The sequence below is a fragment of the Sporosarcina siberiensis genome (assembly GCF_042681925.1).
GTDB classification, from domain to species: domain Bacteria; phylum Bacillota; class Bacilli; order Bacillales_A; family Planococcaceae; genus Sporosarcina; species Sporosarcina siberiensis.
The window spans coordinates 151,367-172,159 of record NZ_JBHUGI010000037.1; the positions used below are offsets into that span (position 1 = coordinate 151,367).

A 20,793-nucleotide genomic window follows, 5' to 3' on the forward strand; every position below is an offset into this window, starting at 1 on the left:
AAACTTTTTTCGTTTTATAAATATTATTTAAGCAAATGTACCTGCATACCCAAGTAATTGAGAGATTTTTAACAGGCAATTATGTTGAAAATATCTTTAAGACAAGATTCCGCAATTCCTTAGGGATAGCAACCGTGGCATTAATGAAAGATTTATAGTACTTTAACACTTTGGGGTATAGCCAAGCGGTAAGGCATCGGACTTTGACTCCGTCATCGTTGGTTCGAATCCAGCTACCCCAGTTTACTGTTTTTGCTTCATCTTGTTATACAAACCATGTTGCTTTAAAATGATTTAAGGAGCCTTTTTCTTTCAAAAGAAATGGGCTTTTTTTATTTTTAGACTTGTAACTAGTCAGCCTTATCAACTATATTGTACAATTTATACAACTAAAATCTAAAAAGAAATCAAATAATATATATTGTATATATCGAAAAGAGTTGAGTATATGCGTGAAGATAGTAAAGAACTACAAAAAACAATCCAACATGACGGCACTTTAAGTACAGAGAAAATGTTGGCTGATATAACATATGCAATTGATCAAACATCGATTGTGGCAATAACCAATCGGGCCGGGATGATTTTATATGTGAATGATTTATTTGTTGAGATTTCAAAATATCCGGTTGAGGAACTGGTGGGTTCTACTCATAGAGTTATTAATTCTGGTGTGCATTCATCTGGTTTCTTCAAAGATATGTGGTCAACCATTGGACGTGGTGAAATATGGCGTGGAGATGTGTGTAACAAAAAGAAGGACGGGACCTATTACTGGGTAGATACGAAAATAGTACCTTTTTTAAATGATCAAGGTAAACCATATCAGTACGTTTCAATTCGAAACGATATAACCGAACTAAAAGAGTCGGAAAGAATGATCCATAATCTTGCTTATAATGATCAATTGACGAATTTACCAAATAGATTATCGCTGCGTAAAAAGCTTGTAGAGGAATTGGAACATGCAGAGAAGAATCAAATGAAAATAGGGTACGTCCGACTAAATGTGGACCGCTTCCGTTACATAAATGATTCACTCGGTTTTGAAACTGGGGATTACTTCTTGTCTGTTATTGGAGAGAGATTAAAGGAAGCATTGATGGATAGTCATATTATCGGTCGAATATCTGGTGATGAATTCGGCATCATATTGAGGGATATAGAAAGCACCGATGATGTTATGAGAATTGCAAAGCAATTGCAGCTAAGTATTGAAAAGCCGGTTGAAGTAAAAGGACAAGTACATGCACTATCAATTAGTTTGGGAATTGCTCTTTACCCCGAACATGCTCTGAAATCATTCGAGCTTCCAATGAAAGCAGAGAAAGCACTTGAAAGCGCAAAGGAAAAGGGTGGTGGCGGTATTGAAATTTATCAGCATGGTGCTGCGACTAAAACACTTGAGAGGATTTTACTCGAAAATGATTTACGGAAAAGCATACAACTAAACCATTTTAGTTTGGACTACCAACCAAAAGTGAATCTTTTGAGTGGAGAAGTTACCGGGTTAGAAGCGCTTGTTCGTTGGGATCATCCTGAATTAGGAAGAATATCACCAGATAAATTTATTCCCATAGCTGAAGAAACAAAGCTTATTGTTCCTTTAGGAAACTGGGTATTGCGTGAAGCGTGTAAACAGGCGATGAAGTGGTATAACAAAGGCTTTACTGGATTTCGCGTAGCTGTAAATATGTCTACAATCCAATTGGAGGAACCGTTTTTTATAGAAAAGATTCAAAGTATCCTTATAGAAACGAATGTGTTGCCCGAATTACTTGAAATAGAATTAACTGAAAGTGTGCTTGCAAATATGAATCAAGTGCATACTATAATAGAAGAAATAAGACGACAAGGTATTATAGTATCTCTTGATGATTTTGGAACAGGATATAGCACGTTTAGCTATCTAAAAGATTTCCCAGTAGACACACTGAAAATTGATATGACTTTTATACAGGATCTACATGAAAAAGAGGAGAGCCGTGCGATTGTGAAGACGATTATATCTCTTGCGAATACCATAGGTTTAAATGTAATTGCAGAAGGAATCGAACTTAAAGAACAGGCCGAAATTTTGTTGGATTATGGTTGTCAAGAAGGGCAAGGTTATTATTATAGCAGGCCAACTACACCAGAAGTATGTGAGGCATTCATGGAGAAATCAAGGATTATCGAATAATTATTCAGTTTGTTGTCTGGTTGAACCAAAGCATACATTTGCTTTACTATAATATAAGTAAAGCTATTTAGGAGGTATTTAACTATGGAAAAAGCAACAATCTCAATTATTGGTGTACCATTGGATCTTGGACAAAGCCGTCGTGGAGTAAATATGGGTCCAAGTGCAATACGTTATGCAGGTGCAGTCGCAAGACTTGAAGCAATTGGTCATAATGTTATAGATGAAGGCGACATCCTTGTAGATGCCGTGGAGCGTATCGAAAGTAGCGATGTAGGTCTTAAAAACTTAAATGAAGTTATTAAAGCAAACACAAAACTGGCGGAGCAAGTTGAAGCAGCGGTCACGGACGGTAAATTTCCGTTAGTGCTCGGAGGGGATCATAGTATTGCAATAGGCACACTTGCTGGTTTGAAAAAGGGATACAATAATCTAGGTGTTATTTGGTACGATGCTCACACGGACATGAACACTGCAGAAACATCACCATCGGGCAATATTCATGGTATGCCATTAGCTGTATGTATTGGCTTGGGTCATGATAGCCTCGTCAATCTACACAGTGAAGGGCCAAAAGTGAAAACAGAAAACATTGTAATCATTGGTGCTCGCTCTGTAGATCCAGGTGAGAGAGCATTAATTGAAGAAAAAGGAATAAAGGTATACACAATGCATGAAATAGACCGGTACGGCATGTCTTATGTAATGGAAGATGCAATTGCCTACCTACAGTCGCGAGAAGTAGATGGTGTTCATTTATCGCTTGATCTTGATGGATTAGATCCACTTTATACACCTGGGGTTGGAACTCCAGTACCAGGTGGTATTAGTTATAGAGAAAGTCATCTTGCAATGGAAATGTTGGAAGACTCAGGAATTATCACATCAGCTGAATTCGTAGAAGTGAATCCGATTCTTGATGAAAAGAACAAGACTGCAGATGTTGCCGTTGGTCTGATGGGCTCATTGTTCGGTGAGAAACTCATATAATAATTTTATTTAAATGGCTTGTCCGCTAACTGGATAAGCCTTTTTACTTCCTTTGTTTTGAATGAAACCTATGAATCCATGTTGAGAAGGGAAAAGAATTGTATTCTCTGCTAAAATAAGAGTTACAAATACTTTTCAAAAAAATGAAACCTGTTGTGACCTTCAAACGTATACAAAGAAGAGCCGCATAGAGCGGAGGGGAAATTGCGATGGATGATTTGGTGAACAAACGAATAAATGAAGTATTAAAAGGAAATCAAGATGCTTTCGAAGAAATTGTTACTTTATTTCAACACCGTCTTTATCATATTTGTTATCGAATGCTCAATAACGCCCAAGAGGCCGAAGACATTGCGCAAGAAGCATTTGTTCGTGCGTATATCAACATTCATACATTCGATCAAAAAAGAAAGTTTTCGACATGGCTGTTTCGGATAGCCACCAATTTATGCATCGATCGAATCCGGAAAAAGAAACCAGATTATTATTTAGATGCAAATGTGCCAGGAACGGAAGGCTTAACTATGTATTCGCAGATTGCTGCAGATGATGAACTGCCAGAAGATAAAGTTGAGCAAATGGAAACGCAAGAGCGAATCCATTATGAAATTGGAAAGCTACCTGATAAGTACCGTTCCGTAATCATCTTACGTTATATTGAAGAATTACCACTGCAAGAAATCGGCGACATTTTGGAATTACCACTAGGCACCGTGAAAACACGTGTCCATAGAGGTCGAGCCGCACTTCGAAAACAGTTGAGTAATTTGTAGGAGGGAATATATATGAATACGTGTCCTGAACAAATCGTTCACAATATGCACGCGTATTTAGATGGTGACATCAGTCCGGATGATGAACTACAGCTGAATAAGCATCTGGCTGAATGTGTGGAGTGTCGTATGCTAATGGAAGAGCTAAGTATACCCATTACCTTCATTCGAAAAGCTGAATCAGTTCAAGCGCCTATCGGCTTCGTTGATGGTGTTATGGCTCGTCTTCCGAAAGAGAAGCCCCAGGCTGGGGTTCAACGTTGGCTACGTCGTCATCCAATACTTGCTGCTGCAGCTATGTTTTTTGTGCTTATGAGTGCAACACTATTTTCAGACTTTGGAGGTAATCAAAACTTCTCCGTAACAGAACAGTCTAATTTAGTTATTGAGGGTAAATCTGTTCTTGTACCGGCTGGGGAAATCGTGAAAGGCGACATTGTTGTTAGAAACGGAAACCTTCGAGTTGAAGGCGAAGTGGATGGCAATATTACGGTTATTAAAGGTTCTAAATATATGGCGTCCACGGCAGTTGTGACAGGAACAAGTGAAGAAATTGAAGAATTGTTTGATTGGCTATGGTATAAGATGAAGAAAACGGTTAAAGAAGTAATGCCTTCATCTAAAAAAGACAGCGGCGAAGTAGAGTGAATGTATGCGATCGGTAAGAACCTTAATTGGAGCCGATCGTTTTTTTTGTTCTTCTAGTAAGCGATTTGTAGTCTGGTTATGATATACTGTAACTATTATGACTCGTGAATGAAGGTAGGTGAAGCACATGCCATTATTAGATAGATTTGCTGATTTCAGCCCTTTTACATCAATATTCATGAACGTAGTGGATGTGCTTCTCGTTTGGTTTGTGATTTATAAAATACTGACGATTATTAAAGGCACAAAAGCAGTCCAACTGTTGAAAGGGATATTTGTTATTGTTATTGCTCGTATTGCAACAGAATTTTTTGGCCTTGATACACTCCAACAAATGTTGGAACAAGTTATTAGGTGGGGTTTTCTTGCAATTATTATTATCTTTCAACCAGAGTTGCGTCGAGCACTTGAACAACTTGGTAGGGGTCGTCTTTTTGCCCGTTCTATGTTGCAAGAAGAAGCAGAAAGAGAACGGTTGCTTACAGCGATGTCTAAATCCGTTAGTTATATGGCTAAACGTCGTATAGGTGCACTTATATCTATTGAGCGGGAAACGGGTTTAAGTGATTATATTGAAACAGGGATTCCTTTAGATTCTGTTGTTACTTCGGAATTACTTATAAATATATTTATACCAAATGCACCTTTACATGACGGGGCAGTTATTATTGAGAAAAGTCGTATTGCGGCGGCAGGGTGTTATTTGCCCTTATCAGAAAGTGCATTAATTTCGAAAGAGCTTGGTACACGACATCGTGCTGCAATAGGGCTAAGTGAAGTGACTGATGCCGTGGTCATTGTTGTTTCTGAAGAAACGGGTGCTATTAGTATCGCGGCGGACAGTGAACTGGATAGAGACCTTAGTATGGAGGATTTTGAAGCTCGTTTGCGTAAAGTATGGTTTGGCGATTCAAGTGAGCAGACAGTGTCCTCCAAGTGGAAATGGGGGTGGAGAAAGAATGGATAAATTAATGGATAGCCCATGGTTTCTCCGAATTACTGCTCTATTTCTTGCCATTGTACTTTTCTTTTCAGTAAAAGCAATGGATGTTAACGTTAATGGAAAGACACCGGGTGATCAGGTGGATAGTATACATGATATTCCTGTCGAGGTATTTTACGATAATGAAAATCTTGTAGTAACGGGTGTTCCTGCGACGGTTAAGATGGCAATTGAAGGTCCACCGAATATCGTTCAAACAACAAAGTTGTTAAAAGACTTTTCGATTTTTGTTAATTTAAACGACTTGCCGATGGGCAAGCATCAGGTGGAGTTGCAATCTGAGAATATATCTGAAAAGTTACATGTTCGATTAGACCCTGCAACGATTGAAGTTTTGATTGAAGAAAAGGTGACGCAAACTTTTCGGGTAGATCCGGAGTTGAACGACCGTTTGCTTGCCGAGGACTTTCAAGTTGTCAATATGGAAGTAAGTCCAGCAACTGTTGAGGTAACAGGTGCAAAAAGTGTGATTGAATCAATCAGTTTTGTTAAAGTTACTTCGACTCGAGATGGTGGGATTAATAAGTCATTTGAGCAGAAGGCGAGAGTTCGAGTGTTAGATAAAGACTTGAATAAACTAAATGTAACAATATCACCAGAAGAAGTGTCTGTTAAAGTTGAGATTGCCGAATACAATAAAGATGTACCAATTGACTTAAGGTCGCGGGGAACTAAGAAACCGGGTGTAGAAATCGGTACATTAACACCGTCAGAAACAAAGATTAATATTTCGGGTCCGCGTAAGGTTCTCGATAATATCAATATACTCACTGTAGATGTAGATATCTCGGGAGTGATAGGCCCGGAAACATTAGATGTTAACTTAAAAAAACCAAAAGGTGTTTCCTCAATGTCTTTAGATAAAATCAAAGTAAAAGTTGAGGCAACAGAGACAGTTATTGAAGAAGATACTTCTTCTTCAGATAGTCTTGGAGAAGAAGATACACCGTCAATAGGGACAAGAGTATTTGAAAATATGCAGATTGTAGTAAAAGGTCTGGATGATAAATATAAAAGTACATTTCTAAAACCAGTGAATGGTTTGCTTACACTAACCGTTAATGCGGAGCTTGATGTAATTGAAGCGCTCGAGAAATCTGATTTCACCGTATTTGTAAATATGGAAGATACGACCAAAGAAGGCGAACAAGAGCTTTCTGTTTCGGTTGATGGACCAGGTGATTTGAAATGGTTACTCTCAGAAAATAAAGTAACCATGCAGGTTGAACTTGCTTAGCTGAACGCAACTGAATGTGCAGGATTGAAAAGGAGAATGGAAATGAAAAAATATTTCGGTACAGATGGTATTCGTGGGGTAGCAAATAAGGAACTAACACCAGAGCTTGCTTTTAGACTTGGTAGAATCGGCGGGCATGTATTGACGAGAGAATCGGAAGGTAAAGCAAGAGTGCTAGTTGGACGGGATACACGTATTTCGGGTCATATGCTTGAAAATGCGCTTATTGCGGGACTTTTATCAACTGGAGTAGAGGTTATGACGCTTGGAGTAATAAGTACTCCGGGCGTGGCTTATTTGACGCGTGTCATGAATGCGAATGCTGGAGTAATGATTTCCGCTTCTCACAACCCTATGGCAGATAATGGTATTAAGTTTTTCGGTGCAGATGGTTATAAATTAACAGATGCACAGGAAAATGAGGTCGAGGAATTACTAAATGCCTCTGAAGATAACTTGCCCCGCCCGACAGGAGCAGATGTCGGTTCAATTACGGAATACTTTGAAGGCGGTCATAAGTATATTCAGTATTTGAAGCAATCCGTAGATGAAGACTTTACAGGAATCCATGTAGCAATCGACTGCGCTAATGGTGCAACTTCTACACTGGCAACTCATGTGTTTGCAGATTTAGAAGCAGATCTTTCAACGATGGGAGCATCTCCAAACGGACTAAATATTAACGACAATGTTGGATCAACGCATCCAGAGTCATTAGCGAAGCTTGTTGTCGAAAAAGGTGCAAATATTGGCCTTGCGTTTGATGGCGATGGTGATCGACTCATTGCAGTTGATGAGCATGGAGAAATAGTTGATGGCGATCAGATTATGTATATTATCGGTCGTTTCCTCCATTCACAAGGACGTTTAAAATCAGGTACAATTGTTTCTACAATAATGAGTAATCTAGGATTTTATAAAGCACTTTCAGAACAAGGAATGACAAGTATCAAAACCGCAGTCGGTGATAAATATGTTGTTGAAGAAATGAGAAAAGGGAATTTTAATCTCGGTGGAGAACAATCGGGCCACATTATTTTCCTTGATTATAATACAACTGGTGATGGTTTACTAACAGGTTTGCAACTTGTAAATATCATGAAATCCACAGGCCGAACTCTGTCTGATTTAGCAGGAGAGATGAAAGTGTATCCGCAACGACTTGTTAATATTCGTGTTTCTGATAAGGACGCGGTTGTTAACAATCAGCGCGTGGCAGAAGTAATTGCAGAAGTTGAAGCGGAGATGGCTGGGAATGGACGTGTACTTGTCCGCCCTTCTGGAACCGAACCAATTGTTCGGGTTATGGTCGAAGCTCCAACTGAGGAAGAGTGTATAGTAAATGTTGAGCGGATTTCCGAAATTGTCCGAAATGAAATGGGCATAGAATAAAGAGTATTAGATAAGGTACTCCTTTTTTTTGAAGTTTTATATTGCGACTAACCCTTCTCATATTTGGAGAAACCTAAGAGCCTATCCTAATTCATTTCACTGCCAAACGATGATTAAATGTCTATTTTCACGATCAGGAGGATTTGAATAGTGATGACTCAAGAAGACTATCGTCAAAAATTGATGGACCGTATTAAAGATACTTTTCTTGAATGGAAGAAAAAGGAGTCAATATCTGAATCTGAGCTTTACCTTTTTCTTCACACATTGAAAGGGACATCCGGTACCATTGGTATGGAGGAATTATCGATATTTTGTTCCGGTCAATTGGAGATATTATCACCAGATAATGAATCGAAAATTCCAGTGCATACATTGAATAACTTTAAGAAAAGAATTTTACAATATCTAAATGATACAGATGAGAAAAGTCATTATAAATTACCGGATACACACAGATATCGTTTTGATGTGAAAACCTCAATACTAATTATTGATGATGATTTAGAATTTGTTTCATTTGTAAAAGAGTTTTTGGAAAGTATGGGTGCACAAGTAATTATTGCTTTGAATGCTAAGCGTGGTTTGGAGCAATTTTATTCGGTGCGTCCAGGTTTTGTATTAATAGATATAAATCTTCCAGATATGACTGGTTTTGAAGTGCTTAATCAAATCGCGGAAACAGCACAAGCGAGACATGTAACGATAGCTGTTACAAGCGTTGACGGTTCAAGCAAAAATCGGATAATGGCATTTGAAAAAGGTGCCATGGACTTTCTATCTAAACCTTTAGATACTGAAATTTTTGTCGCTTATTTAATTAATCGAGATAAGATGCGAAAAGAAATCGAAATATCGGTTATTACAGATGGTCTTACAGGGCTAGGAAATCGACGATATTTTGATGACATGTGCGTCTATTTTGCAGAGAGTTATGCAAGGGCGGGAATGTCTTTTTCACTAGTCATGATGGATATCGATCATTTTAAAAAAGTGAATGATGCATACGGTCATCCTGCAGGTGATAATGTCCTTAGAAAGTTAGGAGAAATTGTACTAGAGGAATGTCGAGAAACGGACCATGCATTTAGATATGGTGGTGAAGAATTCGCATTTCTACTTCAAGGTGCATCCTCCATTGAAGCAACGGTTTTTGTGGATCGAATTCGCAAAAAATTTAATGCTGCTGTTTTTAGCGAATCGAACAGTGAATTTTCCGTTACATTTTCAACGGGTATTTCATCTTACAAAGGTGACCTTAAAGAACTAATATCTTCCGCAGATAAGGCGCTTTATGAAGCAAAGCGTAGCGGCCGAAATCAGACTGTGATTTTTAATAAGAAAACCTCACAGATGAATCGGAAGTTGCATATTATATTAGTTGACGATGATAGATTAATCCGAAGTATGCTAGCAGAAGAATTGGCAAAATGGGTTTTGTCTGATATTGATATATCGATCCATGTATTTGCAGATGGTCCTAGCTTCTTAGAGTCTGATTGGTATAGCCCTGAGGAATATTACATAATTCTTCTAGATCGAATTATGCCTGAAATGGACGGACTAGAAGTTCTTGAACTTCTGAAACGAGATACTAATAAAAGAAATGTCTTGGTTTCTATGATGACAGCACGTACAGAGGAATCTGATATTAAAGAAGCACTTGGTTTAGGGGCGGATGATTACATCATGAAACCGTTCCAACCAGCAGATGTACTATTTCGAGTCCAACAATTAGCTACACGAATATTGTTGAAATGATCCGTTAAAAAAGCAACAAGCCAATGGGGTAAGTAAACACCCAGCTTGTTGCTTTTTTTTGTGAATTTAAATTGATATATTAATTACTTGTTTGAAATTTATTGCGAATGATAATGGCGGTAGTATTTAAAACAAGCAAAACAAGAAGGAGCACAATAATTGTAGCAGATGCCAAGTTTGCATATTCTGCTGTTAATGAAGAATCGAGAGTCCAGTAATAAATTTGCATAGGGAGTACTGTAAACTTATCTAAGATGCCCCCTGGGAAGGGCATGAGCAGCGCGGGGATCCCGATGACTACTAAAGGTGCTGTTTCCCCAATCGCACGTGAAAGGGATAGAATTGCCCCTGTTAAAATTCCAGGTAATGCAACAGGAAACACAATGTGTTTGATTGTTTGCCACTTCGTTGCTCCCATTCCAAAAGATGCCTCACTTAGAGGGTTTGGAACAGCACGGATGGCTTCCTGACTTGCAACGATAACAATGGGAAGAATCAGAAGTGACATTGTAAGTCCTCCTGCAAGAACAACATTCCCTAAATTCATTACTCTGGAGAAAACTGTTAACCCTAATATTCCATAGACAATCGATGGAACACCGGCCAAGTTGGCAATATTTGTTTGAATGAACCCCTGTAAGCGTCCTTTTTTTAAATACAATTCTAAGTAAATGGCTGTACCCACTCCTAAAAACATTGTGACAGGGGCGACGACTAACATAAGCCAAAACGTACCAAGAATGGCACCCATTATGCCGGCGCGTTCAGGCCGTGTAGAAAGTTTCCCTGTGATGAAATCTAAATTAATCCAGCCAATACCTTGGGAAAAAACTCGGTAAATTAAAATGGATAGTACAACAATTCCGAAAAGAGTAGACAATAGAAAAATAGTTTTCGCAATGTGATTTAATAGTAAACGCAGTTTTGTTCTCCTTGAGAAATTGTGCGGTCTCAATTCTTTCATCATTAGTATTCCTCCCTAAACTTGCGTGAAACAGTTCTTGCAATTAGGTTCATCAGAAGTGTGAAGACAAACAACGTCATAGCAACAGCATACAAACTGTAGTAAATTGTTGAGCCAGCAGGTGCATCTCCGCCTGTCACCTCAACAATGTACGCCGTCATTGTTTGCATGGACTGGGTAACGTCAAAGGTGAAGTTTTTTGTGCTCCCACTTGCGATCGTAACAATCATTGTCTCGCCAATTGCACGCGAAATCCCCAATATAAAGGAAGCGATAATTCCTGATAAAGCAGCTGGAATGACGACTTTAACAGCTACTTCTAGTTTAGTTGAGCCTAGTGCAAGTGAACCTTCCCGCATTGAATTTGGTACCGAACTCATTGCATCCTCAGACAACGATGCAATCATTGGAATAATCATGACGCCCATCACAATCCCTGGGCTTAAGATGTTTGTTGCTTGAATTTGTGGTATAAATTCCCTTAAGAGTGGAGTGACAAAAGTGAATGCAAAAAAGCCATAAACAATTGTAGGTATTCCCGCGAGTAATTCTAAAAGCGGTTTTAACGTTTTTCGTACTTTTACAGAAGCATATTCACTTAAATAGATTGCAGACATTAACCCGATGGGGACAGCAACAACCATTGCGATTAACGACGAAGTAATGGTTCCCATGACGAGCGGAAGTATGCCGAATTCAGGCGTTTGGCTTAGAGGTTTCAAAACAGTCCCGGTTAAAAAGTCTGCAAGTGGAACTCGTTTGAAAAACTCGATTGTTTCTGATAGTAATGTGTAGATGATGCCAGCGGTAGTTAAAACAGATAGTGCTGCAATTGCGAACAGAAAATAAGGTACTGCTTTCTCGAATAGCGTATTAAAACTTCTAGAATTCCTTTTTTGTTCGATTAAATTCCGTACACTGATCTCTCTATCTAGCTCACTGCGTATGGACATTGAACTTTGCACTCCTTTTATTTATAAAAGATAGAAGAAGATGAGGGCAGTGATGCACTCATCTTCTTCTTTTTTCTATTTGTTTCAATGTTATTTTAGGTTATTAAGGAAATCCAAATTCTCTTTTGCTTCAGCATCAGAAATGGGTGCGAATCCTGACTCGCCCGAGAATTTATTGAAATTTTCAACCGCGTAAATTGCATAATCGAGAACTTGTGGTTTTTCTTTTGCAAAGTTTACATTTAAATATGTGAAGACCGGTCGTGTAAAGTTTGCATAGTCGCCATCTTCAGAGATTGTATCGAGTGATGGTTCAACTGGACCGCTACCGAAGTCAACATGCACGGCATTCAGTTTGTCTTTGTTGTTGACGTAGTATCCAAAACCGAAGAAGGCAATTCCATTTTTGTCTTCGGACACTAAACTAACAAGTGTTGAGTAGTCTTGTTGAAGACTCACACTGCTTACTAAATCTTCTTTATTTAAAATATTTTCATAGAAAAACTCATAAGTTCCATGATTTTCGTTTGGACCCATTGGATTAATTGCTTCATCTGGCCATTCTGAATTGATATCAGACCATTTTTCTATGCCACTATCTGCTTTGAAAATGCTGATCAGTTGTTCCGGTGTCATTTCATTTGCCCAGTCATTGTCTTTGTTGATAACGAAAGTTAAGCCGTCTAATGCAACTTTCAATTCCTTAACTTCAATGCCTAGGCTATCAGCTTCTGCTGTTTCCTCATCTTTTATATTACGAGAAGCATCGTTAAAATCGGTACCATTTTCAATTAAGAACTTCTTAAATCCAGCACTTGTCCCTGCACGACTTACTTCAACTGAAACATTTTCTTGTTCAGTTAACATATACTCTTCAGCGACTCTCGCCATTAATGGATATACTGTACCAGAACCATCGATGACAACGCTACCCTCTAAAGTTGAATCTTCATTTGTTGTTTTAGGAGTTTCCTGACCCTTAGGTTTTTCATCTTCTATTTCATTTCCTTTTGTATCCGTGCTGCATGCTGCTAACAAAACTGCAAGTGCTGTGATGACTAAAAACAAAAGATATTTTTGGAACTTCATTTGAATTGTCCTCCCCTAAATGTTTTTTGAAAGACTTACTCTCTCTTTCAATTTCTAGTATATCTATCGAATGTTAAGGACTCATTAAGGAATTGTAAATATATTGTAAACTTTATATAATATGTAACCCTGTTTGATTCCTAGATGAATACAGAATTGTATATTCAGCCAAATCGGCCATTAATATAGTCGTTTGTTAGTGGATCAGAAGGGTTATTAAAGATTGTAGTTGTTTGATCACATTCGATAATTTCTCCATTCAGGAAAAATGCAGTTCGATCGGAAATTCGAGAAGCCTGTTGCATGTTGTGCGTGACAATGGCAATTGTGACATCATTTTTTATGCTATTGATTAACTCTTCGACTTTATGTGTGGATACAGGATCGAGTGCAGAAGTGGGTTCATCCATTAGTATTACTTCCGGATCTACTGCTAAACAGCGGGCAATACAAAGTCTTTGTTGCTGACCACCAGAAAGACCATATGCGCTTTTATGAAGCCGGTCTTTCACTTCGTCCCAGAGTGCCGCTTTTTGCAAACTTTCTTCAACAATTCTATCCAGCAAAGATTTGTTCCGGATTCCGTGTATTTTAAGGCCGAAAGCAACGTTTTCATAAATTGATTTTGGAAATGGATTTGGTTTTTGGAAAACCATTCCTACTTTGGAGCGAATCATTTCTACGGGAATCGATTTATCAAATATGTTTTCTCCTTTGAGCGTAATGCTTCCTGAAATGTTTACATCGGGTATGAGTTCAACCATCCGATTGAGTGTTTTTAAATAGGTTGATTTTCCGCAACCAGAAGGTCCGATGATAGCTGTTACTTCTTTTTCATTAATAGAGAGGTCTATATTCTTTAGTGCATGAGATGATCCGTACCAAAGGTTTAAACCGTTTGTTTCATATACGGGTTTTTTCCAGTTTGAATTTTCCATAACACGAAATTTCGTGTTTTTATTATGTTCACTAGTTAATGTCATGAGAATCCTCCATTCAATATTTGGACTGATTTATAAAATCTTTATACATTTCATAGTACAGAAAGATTGTTGAGACAATATGAAGATGGTGTTAAGGTTTTGTAAATTCGAACAATCCACTGGGGAACTGTGATGAAATACGATGCTTTCCTGTCGAATTGGCAAACAAAAAAACACTTCTGATGAGATATCAGAAGTGTTTTTGTCTTAATCTTTATTCGAGAATATAATGCAAAGCTTTTATCGCTTGATCAACTGTTTCTACAGTGGCGTTTGCTTTTCTTGAAAGTTCTTTCAGTGCATGATGATGATCTTCGCTCCGAATGAGTATCAGCGGTTTCCCGTAAGCAACAGCGGCACTGGCATCCATAGCTGTATTCCATTGTTTGTATTTTTCTCCGAAAAGTGCGATGACTAGATCTGCTTTCTTCATTAAAATCTCCGTCCGAAGATTATTAAAGTTCGAAGCGGCAGCGTCTTTAAAGATAGCACTCGGTTGTTTGCCTAATATCTCTTCCCCAATGTTATCGGACCGGTCGTGATTTTCCATTGGACCAACAAAATGAATGGGTAAATTCAGTGCGGCTACTTTTTGCTTGATCTCATCACGCCAAGTACTGTGAATCTCTCCTGCTAGGTAAACGGTTAAATTCATAACGGGCTCCCTCCAATGCATATATATATATATTATAACATTAAGGTAAGACTCTTGCTCGTTGTTGTTTGAAAGTTTAGAATATAGGTATAGACAGGGGGAATTATTTTGAAAACTATTTGGCATAGTGGTACGTTCTATACTATGGAAGAAGAAGGTCAACGCGTTGAAGCACTTTTAACAGACAATGACAAAATTATAGCAATGGGTACATATGAGGAACTAAAAGGACAAGCAAACAACGAGGTGAATCTACAAGGAACAGTTCTTTATCCGGGTTTTGTGGACAGCCATATGCATATGATTATGCACGGAGAAAAGCTTCTTGGTCTTGACTTATCAAGAGCAAATACAGCGGATGAAGTGATGGATACGCTTCTGGCAAGTCATAAAGATTTAAGTGCGGATGAATGGTTCCTAGGGGATGGCTGGAACGAAAATAATTATCCAGATAAAAAAATATTTACACGTTATGAGCTCGATAAAGTGACAGATTCACCAATGTTATTAAGACGCGCGTGTAGACATGTAGGTGTTGCCAATTCAAAGGCTCTAGAACTTGCCGGGATTACAAAAGATACACCAAATCCAGCGGACGGAGTATTTGTGCGGGATGCAAACGGTGAAGCGACTGGTTTATTATTAGAAGGTGCAGTAAACGTCATTTCAGATTTAATTCCAGAACCAACTGTAGAATCGTTGAAAAATGCGCTTCGAAGTGCCGCGGATGACCTTTTATCGCTGGGACTAACGGGTGCTGTAACGGATGACCTTGGGTATACAGACGATTATCACGATGCACTTCAAGCATACAATGATGTTATAGGCCCTGAGAAAAAGTTTCGTGCTCATTTACTGAAGCGTTCAACGATCTTTGCGCAGATAATGGAAGACGAAGCGACGTATAATGGACCATGGGTCGAACCCGGTGGATTGAAGTTTTTCATTGACGGCGCGCTTGGCGGAAAAACAGCCTTACTAAGCAATCCTTATTCAGATACGCCAGAAACTTCTGGTATGACAGTTCTTACCGATGATGAAATCAATGATTTAGTCGTTCTCGCAAGGAAGTACGGGGAGGCTGTAGCGATTCACGTTATTGGGGATGCGGCAGCTGAAAAGGCTCTTGATGCGATTGAAAAGAATCCCGTTCCACAAGGGAAATTGGATCGGTTCATTCATGTCAATGTGTTGCGTGATGATCTTGTTGAACGCATGGCTAAGCTGCCAATCGTATTAGATCTTCAACCCATATTTGTATCGTCTGATTTTCCTTGGGTGATGGACCGCTTAGGCGAAGAACGTCTTGATTGGGCATACGCTTGGAAGAGCTTACTGGACCGTGGATTCATTTGCGGTGGGGGGTCAGATGCTCCGGTCGAAGAAGTTGACCCACTGCTTGGAATTTATGCAGGTGTCACAAGAAGGAAACCTGGTGAAACTCATGAAGGCTATTTACCAGATGAGAAACTTAGTCGTTTTGAATCCGTAGGCCTCTTTACAACTGGAAGTGCAGCGTCGATTGGTAAAGAGAATTCGCGTGGTAAACTTGCGATTGGATTTGACGCTGATTTCACTGTACTAGACATTGATTTGTTTGAAGTGGAAGAAGATGAAGAAATTCTAGGAGCAAAAGTTGTGATGACAGTTGTTGGCGGAGAGGTTATGTTTAAAAAGTAAGTATAAAAGTTTAAAAGTATAAAAAGGGATAGATACAAGCCGAAACAAGTGGCTTGTATCTATCCTTTTTAATGTATTTATTTTCTAAATGGCCACCAAACACCTTTACCGAATGAAACAGTAATTGCTGGAATAAGTAGTGGCAAGATAATGAGCCCGTATAAGAGAAGCCCCGTAATGACGACGGATGCGATTTGCATGAGACTCAATACTCCTGATGGGATCATTGCCCCGAATGTGCCCGCAAGGATAATTGCAGCCGTAATGATGACCGTACCCATTTTTGCCATGGATTTCATAAGCGCATCACGGACAGTTAATCCATTGATGCTTTCTTCACGAAAACGATCGAGTAAGAAGATGGAGTAATCGACACCGAGTGCTATGAGCATTATGAATCCAAAGAATGGCACAGCCCAGCTAATACCGTTATATCCGAGTCCGTTGACAAAGATAAGCTCCGTAATTGAAATAGATGTGTAATACGTTAATAATAATGACCCGAGCATGTAAAGGGGCATTATGGCTGATCGGAATAAGACTGTCAGTACAACGAACAAGCCAACGAGCATAATCATTACAGTTCGTGTAAAGTCATTCGATGAAATCGTCGATAAATCAGAGTTTGTACTTGAAATACCGCTATACGCAATTTCAGCATTTTCGAACGGTGTATCAATTACAGAACGTTTTATCGAATCTTTAATCTCTTGAACTACAGCGATTGCATCACGTGAATATGGATTTTTGTCCAAAATCACTTCTAGGAAAATACCAGATCCATTATCAAATGCATATTGTTCAAGGACCGGCTTAAAGTCACTAGTCGCAAGCGTACCTTTCGGGATAAAGAGCCCAGTATCACGAACGCTTGCAGATTCACTCATTTCTTTTAGCATAGAAGAGAGTTCTTCAAGACCTGAATTGATTTCACCAATACCGTTATTCGAGGCTTCAACACCAGCGGACAGTTCTTGCAGCCCACCTGCGAGTGCTCCTAATTGTGACTGGATTCCACCGGGTTGGACGCCGGCTCCAGAAGTCAACTGGCTTCCCAGTCCATCTAGTCCACCTTGTACTTGACTAAGCCCACCTTGCACTTCATCAAGACCTTCGGATGCACCGGATAGTCCATCGGCCATTAGTCGAATCTGGTGGTCTACATAAAAGTCTTCGATAATTTCCCCAGTTGGACGAGTCAATGTGCGAACCGCTTTTACACCATCGACTTTCTCCAGGTTCTGACTTATGAGTTCCAAATAAGTAATGTCACTTTCATTCATCATGGAACTATCCTTTTTCAAAATGACTTGAACAGGAAGAGAATCTCCTTCACCAAAAGCCTTGGAAATGGCATTCAGACCCATAACAGATTCCTTGCTTTGATCAATTTCATCTATCATATTGAATGACAAATCATTATCATATGTTAAAAGAAGTGGAACGGTAATTACTGCGACAATGAGCATAGAAAAAAGCGGTCGTTTTACAGAAACTTTACTGAATGCAATCCATAGTTTACTGTCTTTGTGAGAAGCCGCTGCTTTAGAGGGCCAAAATAATTTGTCTTTCAATAAAACCATGAAGAGCGGAACAACTGTAAATAAAACAATCATTAATACAGCTATACCAACGGCCACTGCGACTGCAGATTTAAAGATTGAAAAATCAGCAAATCCAATTGCCGTAAATCCTATAAATACAGCAAGAGCACTAATGAAAAGTGTCCGACCAGCAGTTTTATACGTGTTGATCACTGCTTCTTCTACGGGATGGCCTGCTAGAAGTTCTTCTTTATATCTGCTTAAAAGTAAAATACAATAATCGGTTCCAAGTCCGAACAAAATCGCAACGAGGAAAATTTGCGTATAATTTGAAACCGGGAAGCCAAACCAGTCTATGAAAAATGAAACTAGAGACTGACTTAATAAATATGTAATTCCTACTGCGACAAGTGGAATTATCGGCGTAACAATGGAGCGGAACACAATTAATAATAAAACGAAGATAAGTACAACGGTAATAATCTCAGTCTTTTTTAATCCTTCTTGTGCACTGACATTGACGTCGTTTTCGATAATGGATTCGCCTGTTAAGTAAATCGTTTGATCCTTAGGCAGGATTTCACTTCGTATTTTTTCAGCGAGAGCTACAATTTCGTCCTGTGTACCGTCCACTGTGATGGGTACCAGTACGGTCATTTGGTCTTTGGATACAAGTTGGGCCTCCATATCTTTGTTTTCAAATGGATCGAGCACGCCAGTAACCATTTTACCTAAATCTTTAATTTGTTTCGCAACGGATGAAATATCTTTTTTTATAGAATCATCAATTGGTTTGGTAAGTGGAATGACGAGCGAAATGGTGTCTTCTGACACGCCGGCTTCTTCTAAAAGATCTGCCGCTTTCTGTGAATCCGCGCTGCTTGGAAGTTGAAGCGACCCGGCATTTTCTGCCTGCTTTGTTAAATCAGGTGCTAGGAAAAATAAAACGGTTGTCAAGATAAGTAAGCCTATAAAAATGGGCCATTTGAATTTCAGTACTGTTCTCATTTATTAGATCTCCTTCATTTGTAAAATTGTCTTTAGTTTACGAAAAGTTTCTACAAAAACATCGAGTTCTTCTTCAGTAATTTGTCCTCTGAACAGACTTTCAACATTTTCGTATACAGCATCGTTCGAAATTTGAAGAACCTCTCTTCCTATATCCGTTAATTTAGATACTTTTGCTCGTTGGTCAATTACATCGCGTTCGGATGTAATGAGACCCTTGTCTACAAGTTTTTTTAAGCGGTTCGAAATGGCACTTTTATGTACTCCTTGCATTTCTGCGAGCTTACCATTGGATTGCGGCCCATAGGTCGACAGGATTTTTAATACTTGGATTTGCTCTGGTGAATATTCTTTCCAAATCTGTACATCCATGTTCTTTATGACCTGTTCTGTGCCGTATATCATCACTTCTTCAAATAAGTCAACAGCTTCTTGTAATTTCTCTTTCAATATAGTATACCCCCTCAACCATAAATAGTAGTTTAGGGCATAGACTACTATATGTCAACAATCTTGCATGGTGACTGTTTATATCATATATCCAAAGCTTTTTCTGTGGTAAACTAACGTATAAGCAAGGCACTAAATAGTTATGGATATTCAATATAGAAAGGAAGTAATAAAAATGGACGGACGTAACCGAAGTGATGTAAAAGCGGGTTTGAAAGTAGCAGTTGTATTGAAAAAAGATCAGCGCTCAGGAGTAAAAACGGAGGGCGTTGTAAAAGATTTATTAACGAATTCTAGTTTTCATCCGCACGGCATTAAAGTTCGATTGGAAGATGGACAAGTTGGTCGGGTAAGTGAAATTCTAGGTTAGATTTTGTCATCTTATTTATAAAGGAGGCAATTCATATGGACCTTTCAGAAAAATTAGGAATTAAACACCCTATTATTCAAGCACCGATGGCGGGGGTTACAACACCTGAATTTGTAGCTGCGGCGTCTGAAGCGGGTGCACTTGGATCGATAGGCGCCGGTTATTTAACGGCAGATGACACACGGGACTTTATAAGGAACGTGAAAAAAAAGACGTCGCAACCATTTGCAGTAAACTTATTTGTTCCTGAACAAATAGAATATAGTGAGGAAACAATCCAAGAAGCTCTTGCAGCACTGCAAACAATTGGTCAGGAATTGGGAATGTCCAAATGGAATGCACCTATTTCAAAGTCTGAATTTTACGAACAAGTTCAAGTGGTCATCGAAGAGGCTGTGAAAGTTTGTTCATTTACATTTGGACTACCTGATGAAAGAACAGTACTACGGCTAAAAGAAAACAATGTCTTTCTCATTGGTACCGCTACAACAAAAGAGGAAGCCGAGCTCGCTGAGGAAATTGGAATGGACGCTGTCGTTATACAGGGTAGCGAAGCGGGTGGTCATAGGGGATCCTTTTTGGGTGAGCTAAAACTCATTGCTTTGGATGAGTTGATAAAAGAAGTCCTCTTGTCGGTTCGAATTCCAGTAATTGCGGCAGGAGCTATTGCAAATAAAAAGCGCAAAGAATCCTTGCTTTCCCTTGGTGCTGAAGCGATTCAAGTTGGAACGATACTTATCGCAGCGGATGAAAGCGGTGCACACGTAATGTATAAGGATGCAGTAATAAGCGCAGAAGAAGGATGTACTGAATTTACCAATGCAATTTCTGGTAAAACTGCAAGGGGCATAGGCAACCGTTTAATGGATGAATTAAAGGGGAAATCGATTGCTCCTTATCCCTATCAAAATGATTTAACAAAAGCGGTTCGAAAAGCAGCACAAGAAAATGGGAATCCACAATACATGTCCCTTTGGGCTGGTGAAAATGTACATTTGAGTAGAAGAGGAACAGTTAAGGAAATCCTTAAAGCACTTTTTTGATTAAGTGACTGAAAATAAAGATTTCTCAATCCGACGCGAGACTATACAATAGATTGGTTATGAATAGA

At 39.0% G+C, this 20,793-nt stretch carries 18 protein-coding genes and 1 tRNA gene; 12 read left to right on the top strand and 7 right to left on the bottom strand.

Annotation, left to right across the window (positions count from 1 at the left end; translation table 11 throughout):
* The first annotated feature begins 171 nt into the window (after positions 1–171).
* From ACFSFY_RS17255 to ACFSFY_RS17295, 9 genes are all read left to right on the top strand, one after another.
* A tRNA-Gln gene (locus ACFSFY_RS17255) sits at positions 172–242 on the top strand.
* A 206-nt stretch (positions 243–448) separates the two neighbouring features.
* The gene (locus ACFSFY_RS17260) at positions 449–2,182 is read left to right on the top strand and encodes a putative bifunctional diguanylate cyclase/phosphodiesterase (RefSeq protein ID WP_381540267.1); all 1,734 of its coding nucleotides are present in this window, start codon (positions 449–451) and stop codon (positions 2,180–2,182) included.
* A gap of 84 nt (positions 2,183–2,266) precedes the next feature.
* Positions 2,267–3,172 carry an arginase gene (gene rocF / locus ACFSFY_RS17265; protein WP_381540270.1) on the top strand — a complete coding sequence of 302 codons (906 nt, stop codon included), beginning with the start codon at positions 2,267–2,269 and terminating at the stop codon, positions 3,170–3,172.
* Positions 3,173–3,381: 209 nt separating this feature from the next.
* Positions 3,382–3,945 (top strand): RNA polymerase sigma factor SigW, encoded by a 564-nt coding sequence (gene sigW / locus ACFSFY_RS17270; RefSeq protein ID WP_381540271.1) that lies wholly within the window; start codon positions 3,382–3,384, stop codon positions 3,943–3,945.
* 12 nt (positions 3,946–3,957) lie between these two features.
* A complete protein-coding gene (locus ACFSFY_RS17275) occupies positions 3,958–4,593 on the top strand; it encodes a zf-HC2 domain-containing protein (RefSeq protein ID WP_381540274.1) in 636 nt (211 codons plus the stop codon).
* Positions 4,594–4,720: 127 nt separating this feature from the next.
* A complete protein-coding gene (gene cdaA / locus ACFSFY_RS17280; RefSeq protein ID WP_381540276.1) occupies positions 4,721–5,560 on the top strand; it encodes a diadenylate cyclase CdaA in 840 nt (279 codons plus the stop codon).
* Complete coding sequence (locus tag ACFSFY_RS17285) at positions 5,553–6,833, top strand: CdaR family protein (protein WP_381540278.1); 1,281 nt, start codon at positions 5,553–5,555, stop codon at positions 6,831–6,833. Before cdaA ends, ACFSFY_RS17285 begins: the two co-directional genes overlap by 8 nt.
* Before the next feature lie 42 nt (positions 6,834–6,875).
* Positions 6,876–8,225 carry a phosphoglucosamine mutase gene (gene glmM / locus ACFSFY_RS17290; protein ID WP_381540281.1) on the top strand — a complete coding sequence of 450 codons (1,350 nt, stop codon included), beginning with the start codon at positions 6,876–6,878 and terminating at the stop codon, positions 8,223–8,225.
* Positions 8,226–8,378: 153 nt separating this feature from the next.
* Positions 8,379–9,986 (top strand): GGDEF domain-containing response regulator, encoded by a 1,608-nt coding sequence (locus ACFSFY_RS17295; protein WP_381540395.1) that lies wholly within the window; start codon positions 8,379–8,381, stop codon positions 9,984–9,986.
* A 79-nt stretch (positions 9,987–10,065) separates the two neighbouring features.
* Here the strand turns inward: ACFSFY_RS17295 and pstA are convergent, their stop codons facing one another.
* From pstA to ACFSFY_RS17320, 5 genes are all read right to left on the bottom strand, one after another.
* Entirely contained in the window at positions 10,066–10,953 is an 888-nt protein-coding gene (gene pstA, locus ACFSFY_RS17300; protein ID WP_381540283.1) for a phosphate ABC transporter permease PstA, read from the bottom strand.
* Positions 10,953–11,903 (bottom strand): phosphate ABC transporter permease subunit PstC, encoded by a 951-nt coding sequence (gene pstC, locus ACFSFY_RS17305; protein ID WP_381540286.1) that lies wholly within the window; start codon positions 11,901–11,903, stop codon positions 10,953–10,955. Before pstC ends, pstA begins: the two co-directional genes overlap by 1 nt.
* 90 nt (positions 11,904–11,993) lie before the next feature.
* A complete protein-coding gene (locus tag ACFSFY_RS17310) occupies positions 11,994–12,992 on the bottom strand; it encodes a PstS family phosphate ABC transporter substrate-binding protein (protein WP_381540288.1) in 999 nt (332 codons plus the stop codon).
* A 164-nt stretch (positions 12,993–13,156) separates the two neighbouring features.
* Positions 13,157–13,930 (bottom strand): phosphate ABC transporter ATP-binding protein PstB, encoded by a 774-nt coding sequence (gene pstB, locus ACFSFY_RS17315; protein WP_381540398.1) that lies wholly within the window; start codon positions 13,928–13,930, stop codon positions 13,157–13,159.
* Between the two features lie 259 nt (positions 13,931–14,189).
* The gene (locus ACFSFY_RS17320) at positions 14,190–14,630 is read right to left on the bottom strand and encodes a YtoQ family protein (RefSeq protein ID WP_381540290.1); all 441 of its coding nucleotides are present in this window, start codon (positions 14,628–14,630) and stop codon (positions 14,190–14,192) included.
* A 108-nt stretch (positions 14,631–14,738) separates the two neighbouring features.
* On the opposite strand from ACFSFY_RS17320, the gene ACFSFY_RS17325 reads away from it, so the two are divergent.
* Entirely contained in the window at positions 14,739–16,310 is a 1,572-nt protein-coding gene (locus ACFSFY_RS17325) for an amidohydrolase (protein ID WP_381540291.1), read from the top strand.
* A gap of 77 nt (positions 16,311–16,387) precedes the next feature.
* On the opposite strand, the gene ACFSFY_RS17330 is transcribed toward ACFSFY_RS17325, so the two are convergent.
* Together ACFSFY_RS17330 and ACFSFY_RS17335 are read right to left on the bottom strand one after the other, a co-directional pair.
* Positions 16,388–18,862: an MMPL family transporter gene (locus ACFSFY_RS17330; protein WP_381540293.1), complete on the bottom strand. Its 2,475-nt coding sequence runs from the start codon at positions 18,860–18,862 to the stop codon at positions 16,388–16,390.
* A gap of 3 nt (positions 18,863–18,865) precedes the next feature.
* A complete protein-coding gene (locus ACFSFY_RS17335; protein WP_381540297.1) occupies positions 18,866–19,312 on the bottom strand; it encodes a MarR family winged helix-turn-helix transcriptional regulator in 447 nt (148 codons plus the stop codon).
* A gap of 175 nt (positions 19,313–19,487) precedes the next feature.
* Between ACFSFY_RS17335 and ACFSFY_RS17340 the strand changes: the two genes are divergently transcribed.
* Positions 19,488–19,682, top strand: a complete 195-nt coding sequence (locus ACFSFY_RS17340; protein WP_381540298.1) for a YwbE family protein — start codon at positions 19,488–19,490, stop codon at positions 19,680–19,682.
* Between the two features lie 35 nt (positions 19,683–19,717).
* Positions 19,718–20,725, top strand: a complete 1,008-nt coding sequence (locus ACFSFY_RS17345) for an NAD(P)H-dependent flavin oxidoreductase (protein WP_381540301.1) — start codon at positions 19,718–19,720, stop codon at positions 20,723–20,725.
* Positions 20,726–20,793: the final 68 nt, after the last annotated feature.

Excerpts from the sequence above, each read along its gene's own strand:
- sigW (WP_381540271.1), top strand. The coding sequence starts at position 3,382 with ATGGATGATTTGGTGAACAAACGAATAAATGAAGTATTAAAAGGAAAT.
- rocF (WP_381540270.1), top strand. The coding sequence starts at position 2,267 with ATGGAAAAAGCAACAATCTCAATTATTGGTGTACCATTGGATCTTGGA.
- ACFSFY_RS17285 (WP_381540278.1), top strand. The coding sequence starts at position 5,553 with ATGGATAAATTAATGGATAGCCCATGGTTTCTCCGAATTACTGCTCTA.
- pstB (WP_381540398.1), bottom strand. The coding sequence starts at position 13,930 with ATGGAAAATTCAAACTGGAAAAAACCCGTATATGAAACAAACGGTTTA.
- ACFSFY_RS17345 (WP_381540301.1), top strand. The coding sequence starts at position 19,718 with ATGGACCTTTCAGAAAAATTAGGAATTAAACACCCTATTATTCAAGCA.
- ACFSFY_RS17320 (WP_381540290.1), bottom strand. The coding sequence starts at position 14,630 with ATGAATTTAACCGTTTACCTAGCAGGAGAGATTCACAGTACTTGGCGT.
- pstC (WP_381540286.1), bottom strand. The coding sequence starts at position 11,903 with ATGTCCATACGCAGTGAGCTAGATAGAGAGATCAGTGTACGGAATTTA.
- ACFSFY_RS17330 (WP_381540293.1), bottom strand. The coding sequence starts at position 18,862 with ATGAGAACAGTACTGAAATTCAAATGGCCCATTTTTATAGGCTTACTT.
- cdaA (WP_381540276.1), top strand. The coding sequence starts at position 4,721 with ATGCCATTATTAGATAGATTTGCTGATTTCAGCCCTTTTACATCAATA.
- ACFSFY_RS17340 (WP_381540298.1), top strand. The coding sequence starts at position 19,488 with ATGGACGGACGTAACCGAAGTGATGTAAAAGCGGGTTTGAAAGTAGCA.
- ACFSFY_RS17310 (WP_381540288.1), bottom strand. The coding sequence starts at position 12,992 with ATGAAGTTCCAAAAATATCTTTTGTTTTTAGTCATCACAGCACTTGCA.
- ACFSFY_RS17295 (WP_381540395.1), top strand. The coding sequence starts at position 8,379 with ATGACTCAAGAAGACTATCGTCAAAAATTGATGGACCGTATTAAAGAT.
- glmM (WP_381540281.1), top strand. The coding sequence starts at position 6,876 with ATGAAAAAATATTTCGGTACAGATGGTATTCGTGGGGTAGCAAATAAG.
- ACFSFY_RS17260 (WP_381540267.1), top strand. The coding sequence starts at position 449 with ATGCGTGAAGATAGTAAAGAACTACAAAAAACAATCCAACATGACGGC.
- ACFSFY_RS17275 (WP_381540274.1), top strand. The coding sequence starts at position 3,958 with ATGAATACGTGTCCTGAACAAATCGTTCACAATATGCACGCGTATTTA.
- pstA (WP_381540283.1), bottom strand. The coding sequence starts at position 10,953 with ATGATGAAAGAATTGAGACCGCACAATTTCTCAAGGAGAACAAAACTG.